20 protein-coding genes are annotated in these 21,064 nt (G+C 60.1%); 13 read left to right on the top strand and 7 right to left on the bottom strand.

Annotation, left to right across the window (positions count from 1 at the left end):
- Nucleotides 1-368 precede the first annotated feature (368 nt).
- Nucleotides 369-1,862 carry a CoA-acylating methylmalonate-semialdehyde dehydrogenase gene (locus tag F475_RS29665; protein WP_086944018.1) on the bottom strand — a complete coding sequence of 498 codons (1,494 nt, stop codon included), beginning with the start codon at nucleotides 1,860-1,862 and terminating at the stop codon, nucleotides 369-371.
- Nucleotides 1,863-1,925: 63 nt separating this feature from the next.
- On the bottom strand, nucleotides 1,926-3,275 hold the full coding sequence (locus F475_RS29660) for an aspartate aminotransferase family protein (RefSeq protein WP_018928366.1): 1,350 nt from the start codon (nucleotides 3,273-3,275) through the stop codon (nucleotides 1,926-1,928).
- A gap of 126 nt (nucleotides 3,276-3,401) precedes the next feature.
- On the opposite strand from F475_RS29660, the gene F475_RS29655 reads away from it, so the two are divergent.
- The 3 genes from F475_RS29655 (at nucleotide 3,402) to F475_RS29645 (ending at nucleotide 5,672) form a co-directional block, all read left to right on the top strand.
- Nucleotides 3,402-4,322, top strand: a complete 921-nt coding sequence (locus F475_RS29655; protein ID WP_007940170.1) for a LysR family transcriptional regulator — start codon at nucleotides 3,402-3,404, stop codon at nucleotides 4,320-4,322.
- A gap of 110 nt (nucleotides 4,323-4,432) precedes the next feature.
- Nucleotides 4,433-5,083: a TetR/AcrR family transcriptional regulator gene (locus F475_RS29650; protein WP_018928367.1), complete on the top strand. Its 651-nt coding sequence runs from the start codon at nucleotides 4,433-4,435 to the stop codon at nucleotides 5,081-5,083.
- Between the two features lie 7 nt (nucleotides 5,084-5,090).
- Nucleotides 5,091-5,672, top strand: coding sequence for a YigZ family protein (locus F475_RS29645; RefSeq protein WP_019582316.1), 582 nt, complete (start codon nucleotides 5,091-5,093; stop codon nucleotides 5,670-5,672).
- Nucleotides 5,673-6,042: 370 nt separating this feature from the next.
- Here F475_RS29645 and F475_RS30375 read toward each other — a convergent pair whose 3' ends face one another.
- Nucleotides 6,043-6,219: a hypothetical protein gene (locus F475_RS30375; RefSeq protein ID WP_155944815.1), complete on the bottom strand. Its 177-nt coding sequence runs from the start codon at nucleotides 6,217-6,219 to the stop codon at nucleotides 6,043-6,045.
- 30 nt (nucleotides 6,220-6,249) lie between these two features.
- On the opposite strand from F475_RS30375, the gene F475_RS29640 reads away from it, so the two are divergent.
- From F475_RS29640 to F475_RS29630, 3 genes are read left to right on the top strand one after another with little or no spacing between them, the layout of a single operon-like run.
- Entirely contained in the window at nucleotides 6,250-7,815 is a 1,566-nt protein-coding gene (locus F475_RS29640) for an ABC transporter ATP-binding protein (protein ID WP_064616090.1), read from the top strand.
- Nucleotides 7,816-7,826: 11 nt separating this feature from the next.
- The gene (locus F475_RS29635; RefSeq protein WP_111455413.1) at nucleotides 7,827-8,933 is read left to right on the top strand and encodes an ABC transporter permease; all 1,107 of its coding nucleotides are present in this window, start codon (nucleotides 7,827-7,829) and stop codon (nucleotides 8,931-8,933) included.
- Complete coding sequence (locus F475_RS29630) at nucleotides 8,933-9,859, top strand: ABC transporter permease (RefSeq protein ID WP_019582313.1); 927 nt, start codon at nucleotides 8,933-8,935, stop codon at nucleotides 9,857-9,859. Before F475_RS29635 ends, F475_RS29630 begins: the two co-directional genes overlap by 1 nt.
- Here F475_RS29630 and F475_RS29625 read toward each other — a convergent pair.
- The gene (locus F475_RS29625) at nucleotides 9,856-10,269 is read right to left on the bottom strand and encodes a hypothetical protein (protein WP_111455412.1); all 414 of its coding nucleotides are present in this window, start codon (nucleotides 10,267-10,269) and stop codon (nucleotides 9,856-9,858) included. The two genes, F475_RS29630 and F475_RS29625, sit on opposite strands and share 4 nt — an antisense overlap.
- Nucleotides 10,270-10,361: 92 nt before the next feature.
- On the opposite strand from F475_RS29625, the gene F475_RS29620 reads away from it, so the two are divergent.
- From F475_RS29620 to F475_RS29600, 5 genes are all read left to right on the top strand, one after another.
- Entirely contained in the window at nucleotides 10,362-11,048 is a 687-nt protein-coding gene (locus F475_RS29620; RefSeq protein ID WP_105340361.1) for an SDR family oxidoreductase, read from the top strand.
- Nucleotides 11,049-11,239: 191 nt separating this feature from the next.
- Nucleotides 11,240-12,598 carry an 8-oxoguanine deaminase gene (locus F475_RS29615; RefSeq protein ID WP_111455411.1) on the top strand — a complete coding sequence of 453 codons (1,359 nt, stop codon included), beginning with the start codon at nucleotides 11,240-11,242 and terminating at the stop codon, nucleotides 12,596-12,598.
- Between the two features lie 277 nt (nucleotides 12,599-12,875).
- Nucleotides 12,876-13,958, top strand: coding sequence for a BMP family ABC transporter substrate-binding protein (locus F475_RS29610; RefSeq protein ID WP_111455410.1), 1,083 nt, complete (start codon nucleotides 12,876-12,878; stop codon nucleotides 13,956-13,958).
- A 79-nt stretch (nucleotides 13,959-14,037) separates the two neighbouring features.
- Nucleotides 14,038-15,003, top strand: a complete 966-nt coding sequence (locus F475_RS29605) for a 2-oxoglutarate and iron-dependent oxygenase domain-containing protein (RefSeq protein WP_111455409.1) — start codon at nucleotides 14,038-14,040, stop codon at nucleotides 15,001-15,003.
- An 81-nt stretch (nucleotides 15,004-15,084) separates the two neighbouring features.
- Nucleotides 15,085-16,038: an adenosine deaminase gene (locus tag F475_RS29600; protein ID WP_018928377.1), complete on the top strand. Its 954-nt coding sequence runs from the start codon at nucleotides 15,085-15,087 to the stop codon at nucleotides 16,036-16,038.
- Nucleotides 16,039-16,093: 55 nt separating this feature from the next.
- Here the strand turns inward: F475_RS29600 and F475_RS29595 are convergent, their stop codons facing one another.
- From F475_RS29595 to F475_RS29585, 3 genes are all read right to left on the bottom strand, one after another.
- Nucleotides 16,094-17,476 (bottom strand): MFS transporter, encoded by a 1,383-nt coding sequence (locus F475_RS29595; RefSeq protein WP_111455408.1) that lies wholly within the window; start codon nucleotides 17,474-17,476, stop codon nucleotides 16,094-16,096.
- A 136-nt stretch (nucleotides 17,477-17,612) separates the two neighbouring features.
- Nucleotides 17,613-18,347: a helix-turn-helix transcriptional regulator gene (locus F475_RS29590; protein ID WP_064616086.1), complete on the bottom strand. Its 735-nt coding sequence runs from the start codon at nucleotides 18,345-18,347 to the stop codon at nucleotides 17,613-17,615.
- 316 nt (nucleotides 18,348-18,663) lie between these two features.
- Nucleotides 18,664-19,593: a LysR family transcriptional regulator gene (locus tag F475_RS29585; RefSeq protein WP_111455407.1), complete on the bottom strand. Its 930-nt coding sequence runs from the start codon at nucleotides 19,591-19,593 to the stop codon at nucleotides 18,664-18,666.
- Nucleotides 19,594-19,712: 119 nt separating this feature from the next.
- On the opposite strand from F475_RS29585, the gene F475_RS29580 reads away from it, so the two are divergent.
- Nucleotides 19,713-20,726, top strand: a complete 1,014-nt coding sequence (locus F475_RS29580; RefSeq protein ID WP_086944025.1) for a zinc-binding alcohol dehydrogenase family protein — start codon at nucleotides 19,713-19,715, stop codon at nucleotides 20,724-20,726.
- Nucleotides 20,727-20,889: 163 nt separating this feature from the next.
- On the top strand, nucleotides 20,890-21,060 hold the full coding sequence (locus tag F475_RS30540) for a hypothetical protein (protein WP_018928382.1): 171 nt from the start codon (nucleotides 20,890-20,892) through the stop codon (nucleotides 21,058-21,060).
- Nucleotides 21,061-21,064: the final 4 nt, after the last annotated feature.

Genomic DNA, 21,064 nt, shown 5'->3' with positions numbered 1-21,064 from the left:
TTGCAACTTCAACCACTTGCGCTTCCGATCTCTCGTTAGCGGGAGGCGAATTCTACAGCGTTAGTCGCTGCTGTCAACACCTCTTTTTCTCCGCTTTCGACCGAGAAGATCGAGCCGTCAATAAGGCGACAACATCATGCCCTACCAACTCCTTCTGGCTTCGATAAACTGAAGCGTAACCGCTGTCGAAAACTGCGTAACTCGTTGTTTACCAAGGAGTTTTCCGTTTCGACTGCGCCGGAAGTGGGGCGAATTATAGACGTCCAGGATCTGCCGTCAACCTCTAATTTCACATTTCTGTCATATCGGTCAAAACAGCCCGAAAACACAAAGGCCGACCTCAAGAGGTCGGCCTTCTGCCCTTCTACTTACAAGCTAGGGAATGCGAATTGCGAAGCTTCATGGCTTGCCCGTTGCGGCCAGCGCTGGGTAATAGCCTTGCGACGCGTATAGAACCGCACGCCATCCGGGCCATAAGCATGCAGATCGCCGAACAGCGAACGCTTCCAGCCGCCAAAGCTGTGATACGCCACTGGCACCGGCAACGGTACGTTGACGCCGACCATACCCACTTCGATCTCATCGCAGAACAACCGCGCCGCTTCCCCATCACGGGTAAAGATGCAGGTGCCATTGCCATACTCGTGATCATTGATCAGTTGCATCGCCTCTTCCAGGCTGTTGACCCGGACGACGCACAGCACCGGCCCGAAGATCTCTTCTTTATAGATGCGCATCTCTGGCGTGACGTTATCGAACAAGCAGCCACCCAGGAAGAAGCCGTCCTCATGACCGGCCACGCTCAGACCACGACCGTCCACCACCAGCTTCGCACCGGCGGTTACGCCGTCTTCAACATAACCGCTGACCTTGTCCCGCGCCTGACCGGTGACCAGAGGCCCCATGTCCAGGCCACAAGTTGTACCAGCGCCGATTTTCAGTGCCTTGATCTGCGGTGTCAGTTTGGCCACCAACGCATCCGCCACCTGGTCACCGACACACACGGCCACCGAAATCGCCATGCAGCGCTCACCGCACGAACCGTAAGCGGCGCCCATCAACGCGCTGACCGCGTTATCCAGATCCGCATCCGGCATCAATACCGCATGGTTCTTCGCCCCGCCCAGCGCCTGGACGCGTTTGCCGCGCTTGGTGCCTTCGGCGTAGATGTATTCGGCAATCGGCGTCGAACCGACGAAGCTCAACGCTTTGACTTCCGGCGCTTCAATCAGTGCGTCCACTGCGGCCTTGTCGCCATGCACCACACTCAGCACGCCTTTCGGCAGGCCGGCTTCCAGTAACAATTGAGCGATCAGCAGCGTGGAGCTTGGATCGCGCTCGGACGGCTTGAGGATAAAGCAGTTGCCACAGACGATCGCCAACGGATACATCCACAGCGGCACCATGGCCGGGAAGTTGAACGGGGTAATGCCGGCCACTACGCCCAATGGCTGAAAATCCGACCAGGCATCGATGTTCGGCCCGACATTACGGCTGTACTCACCCTTGAGGATTTCTGGTGCCGCGCACGCGAACTCGACGTTCTCGATCCCGCGCTTCAATTCACCGGCAGCATCTTCCAGGGTCTTGCCGTGTTCTTCGCTGATCAGTTGTGCGATGCGGGATTCGTTCTGTTCCAGCAGTTGCTTGAAACGGAACATCACCTGAGCGCGCTTGGCCGCTGGCGTATTGCGCCAGGCCGGGAACGCAGCCTTGGCCGAGTCGATGGCTTTCTGAATGGTTTCGCGGCTGGCCAACGGCAGCTTGTGGATAACCTGGCCGGTGGACGGGTTGAACACATCGGCCGTGCGACCGTCTTCGGTCACCAGTTCGCCATTGATCAAATGCGGGATGAGGCTCATGCGGGGCTCCTGAAATTGTCCACAGGCGTCCTTTGAAAGGACGCCTTTATATAGAAGAGGGAATCAGTCGATCTTGTTCAGCACTTCGCCGACTGCATCGAACAGACGATCAAGGTCCTGCGGCTTGCTGTTGAAGGTTGGGCCGAACTGCAGGGTGTCGCCGCCGAAGCGCACGTAGAACCCGGCTTTCCACAGCGCCATGCCAGCTTCGAACGGACGCACGATGGCATCGCCGTCGCGAGGTGCAATCTGGATCGCACCGGCTAACCCGTAGTTGCGAATGTCGATGACGTTCTTGCTGCCCTTCACACCGTGCAGTGCGTTTTCGAAATGCGGTGCGACTTCGGCCACGCTCTGCACCAGGTTTTCCTTTTGCAGCAGGTCGAGTGCCGCCAGGCCTGCGGCGCAAGCCACCGGGTGCGCGGAATAGGTGTAGCCGTGCGGGAATTCCACCGCGTACTCAGGCGTCGCCTGGTTCATGAAGGTCTGGTAGATCTCGGAGCTGGCAATCACCGCGCCCATCGGGATCGCGCCGTTGGTGACTTGCTTGGCAATACACATCAGGTCCGGAGTGACACCAAAGCTGTCGGCACCGAACATCGAACCGGTACGACCGAAACCGGTGATCACTTCGTCGAACACCAGCAGGATGTTGTGCTGATCGCAGATCTCGCGCAGACGTTTGAGGTAACCCTGCGGTGGAACCAGCACGCCAGCGGAGCCGGCCAATGGCTCGACGAATACCGCTGCGATGTTCGAGGCATCGTGCAGTTCGATCAACTTGAGCAATTCATCCGCCAGCGCGATACCACCCTGCTCCGGCATGCCACGAGTGAAAGCATTGCTCGCCAACAAGGTGTGCGGCAGATGATCGACATCCATCATCGCCTGACCGAACAGTTTGCGGTTGCCGTTCACGCCGCCGAGGCTGGTGCCGGCGATGTTCACGCCGTGATAACCACGAGCGCGGCCGATCATCTTGGTCTTGGTCGCCTGGCCTTTCAGGCGCCAGTAGGCACGCACCATTTTCACCGCGGTATCTGCACATTCGGAACCCGAATCGGTGAAGAACACGTGATTCAGATTGCCCGGGGTCAGGTCGGTGATTTTCTCGGCCAACTGGAACGACAGCGGGTGACCGTACTGGAAGCCCGGCGAGTAATCGAGAGTGCCCAATTGCTTGGCCACCGCCTCCTGGATTTCCTTGCGGGTGTGCCCGGCGCCGCAGGTCCACAGACCCGAGAGCGAATCGTAGACCTTGCGGCCCTTGTCGTCTGTCAGCCAACTGCCCTCGGCCGCCACGATCAGGCGCGGGTCGCGCTGGAAATTGCGGTTCGCGGTGTAGGGCATCCAGTGAGCGTCAAGCTTGAGCTGGCTGGCCAGGGAAGTCGGGGCGTTTTCAGGCACGTTCATGGGCAAAACCTCGCAGGGCAAAATAAGCGGCGTGGAGATCAAAAGCGTTCTTGCAGCTAAATTGCCACGGGGATAAAGTCGATGAAATCCAACTTTTCTAACCTTCAGTCAGACCCGGACTAAACTATGAGTACCCGTCGCCCCGATCCGCTGGCGCAAGTCAGCGACTTTGATATCCGCCTGCTGCGGATTTTTCGCAGCGTGGTGGAGTGCGGCGGCTTCTCCGCGGCGGAATCGGTGCTGGGTATCGGTCGCTCGGCCATCAGCCAGCAAATGAGCGATCTGGAGCAACGCCTGGGGCTGCGCCTGTGCCAGCGAGGTCGCGCGGGGTTTTCCCTGACCGAAGAAGGCCGTGAGGTCTACCAATCTGCGTTGCAGCTATTAAGTGCGCTGGAAAGTTTCCGCACCGAGGTCAACGGCCTGCACCAACACTTGCGCGGCGAATTAACCATCGGCCTGACCGACAACCTGGTCACCCTGCCCCACATGCGCATCACCCACGCCCTGGCCCAATTGAAGGAACGCGGCCCCGACGTGCAGATCCAGATCCGCATGATCGCGCCCAATGAAGTCGAACAAGGCGTGCTCGACGGTCGCTTGCATGTCGGCGTAGTGCCGCAAGCCAGCGCGTTGTCGGGGCTGGAATATCAACCGCTCTACAGCGAACGTTCGTTGCTGTACTGCGCGGTCGGCCATCCGTTGTTCTATGTCGACGATAAACAACTGGACGATGAGCGCCTCAACAGCCAGGACGCCATCGCCCCGACATTCCGTTTGCCCGCCGAGATCCAGGCTCATTACCAGGCGCTCAATTGCACCGCCAGTGCGTCGGATCGCGAGGGCATGGCCTTTCTGATCCTGACCGGGCGCTACATTGGTTACCTGCCGGATCACTACGCCAGCCTCTGGGTGCAGCAAGGCCGTTTGCGCGCACTGAAACCCAAGGCACGTTTTTATGACCTGAGCCTGGCATCGGTTACACGCAAGGGCCGTCGCCCGCATCTGGTTCTGGAGAGTTTTTTGGAGAGTCTGGCGGCTACTCGCTGAAAGCTTGTGGGAGCGGTGCCCAAGGTTTTATCGCCATAGGACTTGTCTGAGGCCCGTGGGTGCGCTATCAACGCATCTGGTTGCACCCATCTACCTGTTCGGAAGTGCCTATGACCTTTGAAGTCCCAGCCCACGGCGGCAAACCCGCCGGCCGCATTCGTCAGAAGAACGAAGAGACCATCATCAAAGCCGCCGAAGACGAGTTCGCCCGTCACGGGTTCAAAGGCACCAGCATGAACACCATCGCGCAAAAAGCCGGGTTGCCCAAAGCGAATCTGCATTACTACTTCACCAACAAACTAGGTTTGTACGTGGCGGTGCTGAGTAACATCCTTGAATTGTGGGACAGCACCTTCAATACCCTGACCGTCGAGGACGATCCGGCAGAAGCATTGACGCGATACATTCGCGCAAAAATGGAATTCTCCCGGCGCCAGCCACAAGCTTCGCGGGTCTTCGCCATGGAGGTCATCAGCGGCGGTGATTGCCTGACCGAGCATTTCAACCAGGACTACCGCACCTGGTTTCAAGGTCGGGCCGCGGTGTTCCAGGCGTGGATCGACGCCGGCAAAATGGACCCGATCGACCCGGTGCACCTGATTTTCCTGCTGTGGGGCAGCACCCAGCATTACGCCGACTTTGCCACGCAGATCTGCCGTGTCACCGGGCGCACCAAGTTGACCAAGCAAGACATGGAAGACGCCGGCAGCAACCTGATTCGCATTATTCTCAAAGGCTGCGGCCTGACGCCGGCTATTTAAGACACCCATGCCTTTTACCCTCAGCGGTTTTTGCGAATACCGCGAAGAGATTCGCAAAAGCCGCTTCATCGCCCTCGCCGCGCCGATCGCCAGCGCAGCCGATGCCCAGGCGTTCATCGAGCAACACAGTGATTTGAACGCCTCGCACAATTGCTGGGCCTGGAAGCTCGGCGATCAATACCGCAGCACTGACGATGGCGAACCCGGTGGCACCGCTGGCCGGCCGATCCTTGCGGCGATTGAAGCGCAGGATTGCGATCAGGTCGCGGTCGTGGTGATCCGCTGGTATGGCGGCATCCAGTTGGGCACCGGCGGCCTCGCCCGAGCGTATGGCGGCAGTGCCAACAAATGCCTGCAAGGGGCACCGAAAGTCGAGTTGATCAGTCGGGTGCCGGTCAGTTGTGCCTGTGCATTTGGCGAGTTGGCGTTGGTGAAGCTTCGGGTCGCGGAGCTGGGTGGTTTGGTGGTGGAGGAAACCTTCACGGCCAATGGTGTGGAACTGCAATTGGCGATTGGCGACGGGCAGATAAGTACGCTGCAAACGCAGCTGGCGGACTTAAGTCGCGGGCGTATTTTGTTGCAGCGTTAAGATCAAAAGATCGCAACCTTCGGCAGCTCTACGCGCCTATGGGCGCTGCGATTTTTTGGGGCACCCCGATTTTCTTTGCTCTCGACACTTGCCCACATCTGCTGTGCACCCGGCTGTGGATAACCTGAGCACATTCTGCTGTAACCCTTCTGTCATGCGGCTTTGCGGGCTTTGCTCATTTTTCGTCCAACTCGCCATCCGCGACGTTTATTCCACGTAAAAACAATCAGTTAGAGTGGTTTATCGCCATTAGAAGAAAGCCCCTCGGTGCTTATGCCCACACGGTCGGCTTGCGCACAGATACTGTGGAACAAGCTGTGGATAACCCGTTCATGGCTGGCGCAGCCCCATGCCTGACAATGCCTGCAGCTTATTGCTCGTTTTTTGACCAATTGATCGCGCGCAAAACCGGAGCCTGATCCAAAACCTTGCCCTCAAGTGGTGCCTCTCCAGGAGTTGGTAGAGGTCGAGGCAGCGTCCGCAACGGCTGTGCCAACAGGCTTTTGCCGATTTCCTGACTCAATGGCCAGGAAATTGCTTTATCCACAGGCATATCCTTTTGCGACCCGAGCCTGTCATGTCCAACCCTGCGCCTCCCCCCGATCAAACACCCCGCCTGCAATTGCGCAGAATCAGCAAACGTTATCCCGGTTGCCTGGCCAACGATGCCATCGACTTGAGCATTGCGCCCGGTGAAATCCACGCCCTGCTCGGCGAAAACGGTGCGGGCAAAAGTACCCTGATGAAGATCATCTACGGCGTCACACACGCCGACTCAGGGGAGATGATCTGGCAGGGCCAGCGCGTGACCATGCGCAATCCGGCCCAGGCCCGCAGCCTCGGGATCGGCATGGTGTTCCAGCATTTCTCGCTGTTCGAAACCCTGAGCGTGGCGCAGAACATCGCCTTGGCGATGGGCGCTGCGGCCGGTACGCCGAAGCAGCTTGAACCGAAAATCCGCGAGGTGTCCCAACGCTATGGCATGGCGCTGGAACCGGAGCGACTGGTCCACAGCCTGTCCATCGGCGAGCGTCAGCGGGTGGAAATCATTCGCTGCCTGATGCAGGACATCCGCCTGCTGATTCTCGATGAACCGACGTCGGTACTGACCCCGCAAGAGGCCGACGAATTGTTCATCACGTTGCGCCGACTGGCCGCCGAGGGCTGCAGCATTCTGTTCATCAGCCACAAGCTCGGCGAAGTGCGCGCGCTGTGCCACAGCGCCACGGTGTTGCGCGGCGGACGAGTGGCCGGGCATTGCGTGCCGGCCGAGTGTTCGGACCGGCAACTGGCGCAGTTGATGGTCGGTGAAGCCGCTGAGCTGATTACTGACTATCCGAAGGTCAGGGGGGCTGACGCGTTTCTGAACGTGACTGGATTGTCCTGGCACAACCCGGACCCGTTCGGCTGCTCGCTCAAGGACATTGATCTCGAGGTGCGCAGCGGTGAAATCGTCGGTATCGCCGGGGTGGCCGGCAATGGCCAGGATGAGTTGCTGGCCTTGCTCAGCGGTGAAGAACAGCTACCGAGGAATGACGGCGCTACGATCTGTTTCGCCGGGCAACCGGTGGCGCACCTGCGGCCGGATGCACGACGCAAACTCGGCCTGGCCTTCGTCCCCGCCGAGCGTCTGGGCCATGGCGCGGTACCGGAACTGAGCCTGGCGGATAACGCCCTGCTCACCGCATTTCAACAAGGGCTGGTCAGCAATGGATTGATCCAGCGCAGCAAAGTCGAGGCACTGGCCGAAGACATCATCCGCCGCTTCGGGGTCAAGACACCCGATGCCCAGGCAGCGGCTCGCAGCCTGTCTGGTGGCAACTTGCAGAAATTCATCCTCGGCCGGGAAATCCTTCAGCAACCCAGGTTGTTGGTGGCCGCGCACCCGACCTGGGGCGTGGACGTCGGCGCCGCCGCGACCATTCACCGGGCGCTGATCGCCTTGCGCGACGCTGGGGCGGCGATCCTGGTGATCTCCGAAGACCTCGACGAACTGTTCCAGATCAGCGATCGCCTCGGCGCCCTGTGCGGCGGCCGGCTGTCGGCACTGCAAGCCACCGTCGACACCCGCCTGATCGATGTCGGCGGCTGGATGGCCGGCCAGTTCGATGCACCCCAATCACCTGCACCCGTAACGTTTTAACGGAGTTTCACATGCTGCTTTCTCTCGAACCCCGTGGCCAGCAATCGCGCCTGATGTTGTGGTGCTCGCCGTTGCTGGCGGCTGTGTTGACCCTGGGCTGTGGCTCATTGTTGTTTATCGCGCTGGGCCACGACCCATTGCTGACCTTGCACACCCTGTTGATTGCACCGATCAGCGACCTGTATGGCGTCTCCGAACTGTTGGTCAAAGCGTTGCCGATCCTGCTCTGTGCATTGGGCCTGGCGGTGGCGTATCAGGCACGGATCTGGAACATCGGCGCCGAAGGTCAGTTGCTGCTCGGCGCCTTGGCCGGCAGTGCATTGGCGGTGAACATCATCGACCTGCAAAGCCGTTGGGCGCTGGTGTTGATCCTGCTCACCGGCACCCTGGCCGGTGCCGCGTGGGCCGGGCTGACGGCATGGCTGCGTACACGCTTCAACGCCAATGAAATCCTCACCAGCATCATGCTCAATTACATCGCTTTGAACCTGCTGCTGTTCTGCGTTCACGGGCCGCTGAAGGATCCGGCCGGGTTCAACTTTCCGGAGTCGGCGATGTTTGGCGATGCCAGTCGTTTGCCGCTGCTGATGGAGGATGGTCGGGTCCATGCGGGCGTGTATTTCGCCTTGCTCGCGCTGGTTGCGGTGTGGGTGTTGTTGCAGAAGAGCTTTGTCGGTTTCCAGATCAAAGTGCTCGGGCTGGACAAGCGCGCGGCGGGTTTTGTCGGCTTTCGCGAGAAGCGGCTGATCTGGCTGGCGCTGTTGATCAGCGGTGGCCTGGCGGGGCTGGCCGGGGTTTGCGAAGTCACCGGGCCCATCGGCCAACTGGTGCCGCAGGTTTCGCCGGGTTATGGCTATGCGGCGATCACCGTGGCGTTTCTCGGGCGGCTGAATCCCATCGGCATTCTGCTTTCCAGCCTGTTGATGGCGCTGCTGTACATCGGTGGCGAAAGCGCGCAGATGAGCATGAACCTGCCGCAAGCCATCACTCAACTGTTCCAGGGGATGATGCTGTTCTTCCTGCTGGCCAGTGACGTGCTGATTCTCTACCGACCACGTTTGAACCTGCGCTGGGTACGGCGCACCTCGACCACCGCCGTACAAGCAGGAGCCTTGTGATGGATATCGATCTGCTGAGCAATATTTTCTATGCCATGGTTCGCTGTGGCACACCGCTGTTGTTGGTGGCGTTGGGCGAGTTGATCTGCGAGAAGAGCGGCGTCCTCAATCTTGGGCAGGAAGGCATGATGCTGTTTGGGGCGGTGATCGGTTTTATCGTCGCCCTGAACAGCGGCAACCTCTGGCTCGGCGTGTTGCTGGCGATGTTCGCCGGGATGCTGTTGTCGTCGCTGTTCGCCCTGGTGGCGCTGGTGTTCAACGCCAACCAGGTGGCGACAGGGTTGGCATTGACGATCTTCGGCGTGGGCCTGTCAACCTTCGTTGGCGCTGCGTGGGTCGGCAAACCGCTGGCGGGTTTCGAGCCGCTGGCGATTCCTTATCTGAGTGAAATTCCGCTGATCGGGCGGATGCTGTTTGCCCAGGACCTGCTGGTGTATCTGTCGTTTGCCCTGTTTGCGCTGGTGGCCTGGGTGATTGTGAAAAGTCGCGTCGGGTTGATTATTCAGGCGGTCGGCGAAAGCCCGGACGCCGCCAGTGCAATGGGCTTGCCGGTGTTGCGCGTGCGTACGCTGGCGGTGCTGTTTGGCGGGGCGATGGCGGGATTGGCTGGGGCATATTTGTCCCTGGCCTATACGCCGATGTGGGCGGAGAACATGAGCGCCGGTCGCGGCTGGATTGCCCTGGCGCTGGTGGTGTTTGCCAGTTGGCGAGTGTGGCGGTTGCTGCTTGGAGCTTATCTGTTCGGTCTCGCCAGCATCCTGCATTTGGTGGCGCAGGGCTTGGGGCTGGCGATTGCGTCGAGTCTGCTGGCGATGCTGCCGTATGTCGCGACCATTGTGGTGTTGGTGCTGCTGTCCCGGGATGCCGTGCGCACACGATTGTATGCGCCGGTGTCGTTGGGGCAGCCGTGGCGGGCGGGGCATTAAGTGGTGGCCCGCGAAGGCGTACGAACAGGCAACGCTTGGGCCACACCCCACATCAGTTCAAAGAACAGGAAAATCACCAATAGCGAACTCGCCCCACGGGCCAGCGCATAAGCCTGCCAGGCCGAAAACAGAAACCTCCCCACCGCGTCATATCGCCCAAACATCTGCTGCGGATCGCGAATCCGCAGCACGGCCCATACGCACACAATCGAGCCCAACAGATTCGCCATCAACATGTGCACCGGCTCGAACGGCGGTAGCTCGCCGGGCAGATTGAAAGTCTGACTCAGGTTTAACAGCACGCCATGCAACGCCGCAAAACTCCACGGCGTGGCAAATGCCGCCGTGACGATCAGGTCGTACCATGCGCTGCCACGCACCAGTTGACGATATTGCGTTGAAGTCCACATTGGCATTGCTCCATACATTCAGGGAGCAACAAGGCTAAAGCCTGGAGTATGCTCCAGGGTCAAGCCCTCTCGAGACATCAAGGAAGCCATTCATGTCCACGGCAAAAACCGCACTCATCATCGGCGCCTCCCGGGGACTGGGCCTCGGTCTGGTGAAAACCCTGCTGGCCGACGGCTGGCAAGTCACCGCCACCGTGCGCAACCCACAGGGTGCCGAAGCCTTGCAGGCGTTGGGCAAGGTACGGATCGAAAAACTCGACATGGACGACCAGCAAGCGGTCATCGCCCTCAGCCAACAGCTCAAGGGCGAGGTGTTTGACCTGTTGTTCGTGAATGCCGGGGTCAAGGGGCCGGAGGTCCAGACGCCGGGTGGCGCGACCCTGGCCGAGGTCGGTCAACTGTTCTTCACCAACGCCGTGGCGCCGATCAACCTGGCCCAGCGTTTCGTCGGGCAGATTCGTGAAGGCAGTGGCGTGCTGGCGTTCATGAGTTCGGTGCTGGGCAGCGTGACCATGCCCGACGCGCCGGAGCTGGCGCTGTACAAGGCCAGCAAAGCGGCGCTGAACTCGATGACCAACAGCTTCGTCACGCAATTGGGCGAACAGAAACTCACCGTGCTGTCGCTGCACCCAGGCTGGGTGAAGACCGACATGGGTGGCGAAGGTGCCGACATCGATGTGGAAACCAGCACCCGCGGGTTGATCGACCAGGTGAATGCGTATGCCGGCAAGGGCGGGCATCATTTTGTGAACTACCGGGGTGAAACCATTCCCTGGTAACACTACCTCCCTGTGGGAGCTGGCTTGCCCGGCTCCCACAGGCTTTTGCATCGTCTGGTCGCGTGAGGCTTGCCCGTAACACGGTTTTGTTCGAAACTCCGCACCTCGCCCCCCGCGGCGACCCTGGATCAGCAGACAGGGCAACACTGAGCTGGCAACCCTGAACCCCACTTTCAGAGGAGCCGGCCACTATGCCTGCGACCCGTACCTGGTTAAAAAATCCCCTCGCCATTTTCACGGCCAACGCGCTCGATGCCCGTGGCGGTCTGGTGCTGCAAGACGGTTTGATCGTCGAAGTGCTCGGCGTCGGCCAGCAACCGTCAGCACCCTGTGGACAAGTCTTTGATGCCCGCGAACATGTGATCTTGCCGGGGCTGATCAACACCCATCACCACTTCTATCAAACCCTGACCCGCGCCTGGGCGCCGGTGGTCAATCAGCCATTGTTCCCGTGGTTGAAAACCCTCTATCCGGTCTGGGCCCGGCTCACGCCGGAAAAACTCGCCCTCGCCACCAAAGTCGCCTTGGCCGAGTTGCTGCTGTCCGGCTGCACCACCGCGGCCGATCACCATTACCTGTTTCCGGAAGGCCTGGAAAATGCGATCGACGTGCAGGTCGAGAGTGTCCGCGAACTGGGCATGCGCGCCATGCTCACTCGCGGTTCGATGAGCCTTGGTGAAAAAGACGGGGGGCTGCCGCCGCAGCAGACCGTGCAGCAGGGCGAGGTGATTCTCGCCGACAGCCAACGCTTGATTGCCGAGTACCACGAACGGGGTGACGGCGCGCAAATCCAGATCGCTTTGGCGCCCTGCTCGCCATTTTCAGTAACCCCGCAAATCATGTCTGCCAGCGCCGAACTGGCGAACACCCTCGACGTGCGCCTGCACACTCACCTGGCCGAAACCCTGGATGAAGAAGACTTCTGTCTGCAACGCTTCGGCCTGCGTACCGTGGATTATCTGGACAGCGTCGGCTGGCTCGGCCCACGCACCTGGCTGGCCCACGGCATTCATTTCAACCCCGACGAAATCGCCCGCCTCGGCGCGGCCGGCACCGGTATTTGCCATTGCCCGAGTTCGAACATGCGCCTGGCTTCAGGGATTTGCCCAACCATCGAGTTGACCGACGCTGGCGCGTTGCTGGGCCTGGGCGTGGACGGTTCGGCGTCCAACGACGCCTCGAACATGATGCTCGAAACCCGACAGGCGCTGTACATCCAGCGCCTGCGTTATGGCGCGCAGAAGATCACCCCGGAACGCGTATTGGGCTGGGCCACCAAGGGTTCGGCGCAGTTGCTCGGGCGCAGCGACATCGGCGAACTGGCGGTGGGCAAGCAAGCGGATCTGGCGCTGTTCAAACTGGATGAACTGCGCTTCTCTGGCAGCCATGATCCGGTGTCGGCGCTGCTGCTGTGCGGCGCGGACCGGGCAGACCGGGTGATGATCGGCGGCAAGTGGCGGGTGATCGATGGGCAAGTCGAGGGGCTGGATCTGAAAGGGTTGATCGCCGATCACAGCCAGGCGGCTCGGCAGTTGATCGCCGGCGTCTAAGTCGACGCAGACCTATTGCGGGAGACACTCGCACCAGCGGATGGCGTGAATTCGCGAGGGTGCACCGGGATGGTTCTGTGGTGGTCGTTAGGGCCCCTTCGCGGGCAAGCCTCGCTCCTACAGGAATTGTGCCTATCGCGGGATTGGGTGCAACGCAAAACCTGTAGGAGCGAGGCTTGCCCGCGAATGCCGTTATGCGGCCACGGATTTTGTTGTCCTGTTGGTCAGCAATTTGCATTGACCCGATACACCTCACAACAAAATGGAGTTCCAGTTCATGCACAAACGTCCGTTGAAGCAGCTGCTTTGCGCTGTCGCCGCAGCCATCGGTCTGAGCGCCAGCCTGACCGCCAGTGCTGCCGCCCCGCTGAAAGTCGGCTTCGTCTATATCGGCCCGATCGGTGATCACGGCTGGACGTATCAGCATGAACAGGGGCGCAAGGCACTGGCAGAGAAGTTCGGTGACCAGATCACCACCAACTACGTGGAGAACGTCGCCGAAGGCGCCGATGCCGAGCGGGTGATCCGCAACATGGCCAAGGACCAGTACGACCTGATCTTCACCACGTCTTTCGGCTATATGAACCCGACCCTGAAAGTTGCCAAGCAATTTCCCAAGGTGACCTTCGAACACGCCACCGGCTACAAGCAGGACAAGAACCTCGGCACTTACCTGGCACGCACTTACGAGGGCCGCTACGTCGGCGGTTTCCTTGCGGCGAAGATGACCAAGACCAAGAAAATCGGCTACGTCGCGTCCTTCCCGATTCCAGAAGTGATCCGCGACATCAACGCCATCCAGCTGGCGCTGAACAAGTACAACCCGGGCACCGAGATCAAAGTGGTGTGGGTCAATTCCTGGTTCGATCCGGGCAAGGAAGCCGACGCCGCCAATGCGCTGATCGATCAGGGCGTGGACGTGGTGTTCCAGCACACCGACAGCCCGGCGCCGATCCAGGCAGCAGAACGGCGTGGCGTGTATGCCGTCGGCTATGCATCGGACATGGCGCACTTCGGGCCGAAAGCGGTGTTGACGTCTATCGTCAACGACTGGGGCCCGCACTACATTCAGGCGACCCAAAGTGTGCTCGACCATGCATGGAAATCCCAGGATTACTGGGGCGGTTTGCAGGAAGGCACGGTTGAGCTGCCAATCAGCGACCTGGTGCCGGCCGCAGTGAAAGCCGAAGCCGAGCAGATCATTGCCGACATCAAGAGCGGCGCGCTGCATCCGTTCACCGGGCCGATCAAGGATCAGGCCGGCGTGGAGAAAATCCCGGCGGGCGTGAGCGCGACCAATGCGCAACTGGCGTCGATGAACTACTACGTGGAAGGCATGAAGGCCGAGATGCCGAAGTAACTCCGGTCAGGAACACAAAACCCTGTGGGAGCGGACTCGCTCCCACATAACAGCTCATCTGCAGGATGCAGGACTTCGCATGAACCAACTCCCGATCATCGACATCGCCCCGCTCTACAGCGATGACGCTCAAGCCTGGCAATCGGTCGCCACAGACATCGACTGCGCCTGCCGCGAATGGGGCTTTTTCTATATCAAGGGCCACCCGATCGCCCCGTCGCGCATCGAGGCCGTGCTCGACCATGCCCAACGCTTCTTCGCCCTGCCCGCCGCCGAAAAACTCAAGATCGACATCACCCGGACCCGCCACCACCGCGGCTATGGCGCCATCGCCACCGAACAACTCGACCCGAGCAAACCCAGCGACCTGAAAGAAACCTTCGACATGGGCCTGCACCTGCCCGCCGATCATCCCGAGGTGCTGGCGGAAAAACCCTTGCGTGGGCCCAACCGTCATCCGTCGATGCCCGGTTGGGAAGCGCTGATGGAGCAACACTACGTCGACATGCAAGCACTCGCGCAAACCCTGCTGCGAGCCATGACCCTGGCATTGGGTATCGAGCGTGACTTCTTCGATAGCCGTTTCAAAGAGCCGGTCAGCGTGCTGCGGATGATTCATTACCCGCCACGTCACACGGCCAGCTCCTGCGATCAGCAAGGCGCCGGCGCCCATACCGATTACGGCTGTATCACCCTGCTCTACCAGGACGCCGCTGGCGGTTTGCAAGTGCGCAACGTAAAAGGCGAATGGATCGATGCACCGCCGATCGAAGGCACGTTCGTGGTCAACCTCGGTGACATGATGGCGCGCTGGAGCAACGACCGCTACCTGTCGACGCCACATCGGGTGATCAGCCCGCTTGGAGTGGATCGGTACTCGATGCCGTTCTTTGCCGAGCCACACCCCGACACCCCCATCGAATGCCTGCCCGGTTGCCAGGACGAACAGCATCCGGCGAAGTATCCGGCCACCACTTGCGCCGAATTCTTGCTCTCGCGCTTTGCCGACACCTACGCTTATCGACGGGAACAGGAAGCCGTGTAATGAACCGGCTGGTCAGGTTTTACTCATTGTTTCGGCGGGCATCTGTAGAATGCCCCCATTGCACTTGATGAGATTTCAAAAATGTACGACTGGCTGAACGCTCTGCCCAAGGCAGAATTGCACTTGCACCTGGAAGGTTCGCTGGAGCCTGAGCTGCTGTTCGCCCTGGCCGAACGCAACAAGATCGCCCTGCCGTGGAACGACGTCGACACCCTGCGCAAGGCCTACGCCTTCAACAACCTGCAAGAATTTCTCGACCTGTATTACCAGGGCGCCGATGTGCTGCGCACCTCCCAGGATTTCTACGACCTGACCTGGGCCTACCTGTTGCGCTGCAAGGAACAGAACGTGATTCACACCGAACCGTTCTTCGACCCGCAAACCCACACCGACCGTGGCATCCCGTTCGAAGTGGTGCTCAACGGCATCGCCGCCGCATTGAAAGATGGCGAGCAGCAACTGGGGATCACCAGCGGTTTGATCCTCAGCTTCCTGCGCCACTTGAGCGAAGACGAAGCGCAGAAAACCCTCGACCAGGCGCTGCCGTTCCGTGATGCATTCGTGGCCGTGGGCCTGGACAGCTCTGAAATGGGCCACCCGCCGAGCAAGTTCCAGCGCGTATTTGACCGTGCCCGCCACGAAGGCTTCCTGACCGTGGCCCACGCCGGTGAAGAAGGCCCGCCCGAGTACATCTGGGAAGCCCTCGACCTGCTGAAAATCCAGCGCATCGACCACGGCGTGCGCGCCATCGAAGACGAGCGCTTGATGCAGCGGATCATCGATGAGCAGATCCCGCTGACGGTGTGCCCGTTGTCGAACACCAAGCTCTGCGTGTTCGATCACATGTCCCAGCACAACATCCTCGACATGCTCGAACGCGGCGTGAAGGTCACGGTGAACTCCGATGACCCGGCGTACTTCGGTGGCTATGTCACCGAGAACTTCCACGCGCTGTACACCGATCTGGGCATGACCCAGGATCAGGCCAAGCGTCTGGCGCAAAACAGCCTGGATGCGCGGTTGGTGAAACCTTAAAGGTCACCCGATAAACCTGTGGGAGCGGGCCAGCCCGCTCCCACAGGTTCGGTGATTAATTGATGATCACCGGCTCGCTCAATTCTTCCAATGTCTTGCCCCGGGTTTCCATCCCGAAGATCCACACCACTGCCGCCGCAATCGCAAAGCACATCGCCCCCAACGCAAACACCCCGCCCTGCCCCGTCATCGGGAACACCAGCCCGGTCACCATTGGCCCGAGCAGCGAACCCACGCGGCCGATGGCCGAAGCGAACCCCGAGCCCGTAGCCCGTGCCGACGTCGGGTACAACTCCGGGGTATAGGTGTAGAGCACCGCCCACATGCCGAACAGGAAGAACTGCATCAGCAGTCCCGAGGAGATCAACAGGCTGACGTTGCCGCCGAACACCGCGCTCTGACCATAAAGAAACGCCATCCCCCCGCCGCCGAGCAAGGTCACGACGCACACCGGTTTGCGCCCCCAACGCTCCACCAGCCAGGCGGCCATGAGGAACCCGGGAATCCCGCCGAGGGAAATCAGCACCGTGTAATACACCGACTGGGTCACGGCGAAACCCGACTGTTGCAGCAGCGCACTGAGCCAGGACGTCAGGCCATAGAAACCCAGCAAGGCGAAGAACCACACGCTCCAGATCATCATCGTGCGCCGGCGATATTGCACCGACCAGATTTCCCGCAGCGCGGAGAAGAAGTTGCCCGGTTGACTCGCCACCCGTGGCAGGCGAATCGGCTCAGGCAGATCCGAACGGCCCAATGAAGCCCGAACCCGTTCTTCAATGCTGTGTAAAACCGTGTCCGCTGCATCATGATGCCCGGCCTGTTCCAGCCATCGCGGTGACTCAGGAATGAAAAAACGAATCGCCAGGACGAACACCGCCGGCACCGCCAACACCAGAAAGATGTCGCGCCAGCCAATCACCGGCAACAGGAAGTACGACAGCACCCCGGCCGCGACGAAACCGAGCGGCCAAAAGCCGTCCATCAATGCGATGTAACGCCCACGACGCTTGGCCGGAATCAGCTCCGACAGCATCGACTGCGCAATTGGAAACTCCATGCCCATGCCGATCCCCAAGAGGATTCGGAACAACGTCAGCATTTCGACGTTCTGCGCCGTGGAACACAGGTAGCTGGCGATGCCCCACAACACAATGCTCCACTGGAACACCGGTTTGCGCCCGAAGCGGTCGGCCAGCATGCCGGACAGCGAGGCACCCACCACCATGCCGAAGAAACTCGAACTGGCCAGCAACCCGGCCTGCGCCGTGCTCAGGCCGAACTCGGTTTTGATCGAGCCTAGCAGGAAGGTCATCATCGCCAGGTCCATGGAGTCGAAGAAAAACGCCAAGGCAATGATGATGAAAATGATGCGGTGATAACCACTGATGGGCAGCCGTTCCAGTCGTTCCGCCGCGCTGAAGCTTCGTGTTTCCATGCCACCTTCCCCCAATCTGAAAGTCCCCGGATCGAGTGTGCGCGATAGTGACTGGGGGTTATTGCTGGATACGACCTGCCCACAGCTCTGAACGACGCCTGAAGCCCAGAATCCCGAACATCGCCCCCCAATGGCTCTAAAGCGCCATTTCCAGCTCGGTTTCCTTGGCGAAATGATGGATTTCACGTTGCCCCGTGGCCGTGATTTGCAAGGCTCGCGAATCGCTGGGCAGGCTCAACCAGCCGGACTGCATGAACAGTTGCAACAAGGCAGCCCCCAAGGAACCACCCATGTGCGGGCGTCTTTCGCTCCAGTCCGGGCACGCGCAGGCGACTCTGCCGTTGCGGTGGGCCAGCGCCTGGATGAACACACCGCGTGCTGCCAATTGCGTGGAACCCTTGTGAGTGATCATGACCCGCTGATCGAGCTGCTCGATCCAGCCGGCATCCAGCAGACGCTGGTAAAGATCGGCGGCCAGGGTACCGCCCAGATGGTCGTCACAAAGCCTGGCCCGTAGCAGTGACGAAGGCGCCGCCTGAGGTTTGGCGATAGGACTCGTACGTTTGAACACCTCTGGAATATCCCGAGGCGCGCTGGCCAGGGTAGCACTGGCCAGGGCTTCTATCGCGGCGCCGACTTCGGGCGCGGCAAGCCGGAAAAACCGTTTGCGCCCACGGGTTTCGACTTTCAACAGACCGCCGGTGGACAAGCGCCCCAGATGCGCACTGGCCGAAGACGGCGACAGGCCCGCCAGCAACGCCAGCTCCTCAGTGTGCCGTGCCGTGCCGTCCATCAAGGCCCACATCATTGCGCTGCGCTTTGGGTCAGCCAGCAACGTGGCAATCTGGCTGATGCAAGGTGCATGTTCCATGTATTCACTCCCTGTTGAATCGTTTCGTCTACTGCTCAGAGACATCTTGACCAGTAATGTGTCCTCGGCCAAGACGCGAAAACCGCCATAAGCCGGGCAAAGCCACCCGCTCACCCAGGCCATTGCTTCGCGGGTGCAGCGAAGGTCCGGTGATGACCGTAGGGTCTGACCGACTCGAACGTGGACTCGCCATTGCGAGATCGACGGCGCGTACATGAGGCGGGCGCTAGTATAAGCGGGTTAACCGCCGGTTCCTGCCCTCGGGAATCCATTGGTGGTGATAGTTCCTGACAGAAATTTCGCTATTTGCCTGCGACTAATGATCGACACCCGATATCGTCGGAAATTGACTGCTTATCCGAGCGCATCGGCTGGCAAGCATTTCCCGCAAAAGGTTCACCGGCTTACTCAATTGCGCGCGATGGGCGCACAGTAAATTCAGCGGTGCGCGCTCACAGAGCAATTCAGGCATCAGCACTTTCAAGCGGCCGGCGAGCACATCGGCGGCGACATCGAGCCAGGACTTATACGCAATCCCCGCTCCCGCCACGGCCCACAGCCGCACCACATCGGCATCGTCACTGAAGCGATCGCCGCTGACGGTCAGGCTCACCTCGCGTTTGCCGTCGTGAAAACTCCAGTGATCGTGGACCCGGCTACCGAGCATAAACAGCAGGCAATTGTGCTGCGCCAATTGCTCCAGCTGCCGTGGTTCGCCATGTCGGGCCAGATAACTCGGCGCAGCACACAGCACGCGACGGTTCTGCGGCGCGATGGGCAACGCCACCAGGCTCGAGTCTTCCGGCTCGCCGTAGCGCAAGGCGATGTCCACCGGTTGGCGGAACAGGTCGGCGATGCGGTCGCCCAGCAGCAACCGTACAGTGAGTTTCGGATGCTCGCGCTGAAACTCGTCGAGCCATGGCAACAGCAGGTTGCGCCCGAAATCCGAAGGCGCCGACAGCTGCAAAATCCCACTGACCTGATCCTGCCCACTGGCCAGCAAACGGCGGCCCTCATCGAGATTGCTCAAGGCGGCCCGGGCGTACTCCAGAAAGCCCTCGCCTTCGGCCGTCAGGCGCAGGCTACGGGTAGAGCGGGTGAGCAAGCGTGCGCCAAGTTGTTGTTCGATGCGCTTCAACGCCGCGCTGGCCACCGCCGCCGACATATCCATCCCCCGTGCCGCCGCCGACAGACTCCCCAGGTCCGCCGCTCGAACGAACAACTGCAAGTCATCGAAACGCAACATCTTCAGCCCCGATTATCAAAAAAATGTTGAAAGAGACTGCTCTTTTAGCGGGTTTTATCTTGCAGAGAAATAGCCAATCATCTGTGCCATCGAAATCATCTCTCTCCCAGGACCCCACTATGAAAGCCATTGCCTACTTCGCCTCCCTGCCGATCAGCGACGAAAAATCCCTGCAAGATATCGAACTGCCAGAACCGGTCGCCGGCCCGCGCGACCTGTTGGTGGAGGTCAAAGCCATTTCGGTCAACCCGGTGGACACCAAGATTCGTCAGAACGTGCAGCCTGAAGGTGGCGCGGCCAAAGTGCTGGGCTGGGACGTGGCGGGTGTGGTCAAGGCTGTTGGCAGCGAAGTGACCTTGTTCAAGGCCGGCGACAAAGTGTTCTACGCCGGCTCCATCGTCCGTGCCGGCGGCAACAGCGAGCTTCATTTGGTGGATGAGCGCATCGTCGGCCATATGCCCAAGACCCTTGGTTTCGCCGAAGCCGCCGCCCTGCCGCTGACCGCCATCACCGCGTGGGAACTGTTGTTCGAACGCCTGCAAATACGCGAAGGCAAAACCGATGAGGGTCAGAGCCTGCTGATCGTCGGTGCCGCCGGGGGCGTTGGTTCAATCCTCACGCAATTGGCCAGCCAGCTCACCGGGTTGAAAGTCATCGGCACCGCGTCCCGTGCCCAAACCCAGAGTTGGGTGCGTGACATGGGCGCCGATCAGGTGATCGATCATAGTCAGCCGCTGAGTGAAGCACTCAAACGTGCCGGGTTCGAGCATGTGACCCACGTTGCCAGCCTGACCCAGACTGACCAACACCTGGATCAATTGGTGGAGGCATTGGCGCCGCAAGGCAAACTGGCGCTGATCGATGATCCGAAGGCGCTGGACGTGACCAAGCTCAAACGCAAGAGCCTGTCGCTGCACTGGGAGTTCATGTACACCCGCTCGCTGTTCGAAACCGCCGACATGATCGAGCAACACAAACTGCTCAACCGCGTCGCCGGGCTGATCGATGCCGGCACACTGAAAACCACGGTCGGTGAGCACTTCGGAACCATCAACGCCGCCAACCTGCGTCGCGCCCATGAACGGCTGGAAAGCGGCAAGTCCAAGGGCAAGATTGTGCTTGAAGGGTTCTGACCCGAAGATCAAAAGATCGCTGCGCCAGCGATCTTTTGCCGTCAGTCAGAGAGTTGATCGTTGTCACAATTGCGATCGTATTCAGGTCTACAATCGAAAACTCTGCGAACAATCTTTTACGTGATGTCTTTTGCGAGACGTCTTTCACAAGAGGAACTCAGCAATGAAGATCCTGATAAAAGAATTGGCAACATCCCGCTGGCAGGTTCGCCTGGATCAACACGCTGTGACGTTCCGTAGTGAAGCCGAAGCCCTGGCCTTCACTAAAACGCTTGAAGCGCGCTTGCTCGCGCCCCATCAGATTCCCGGCCGTCAGCAGCGCACTGCTGGCTGAGTCC

This window comes from Pseudomonas sp. URMO17WK12:I6 (assembly GCF_003253625.1).
In the GTDB taxonomy this organism is placed as follows: domain Bacteria; phylum Pseudomonadota; class Gammaproteobacteria; order Pseudomonadales; family Pseudomonadaceae; genus Aquipseudomonas.
This window is presented reverse-complemented; position numbering and strand designations above follow the sequence as displayed.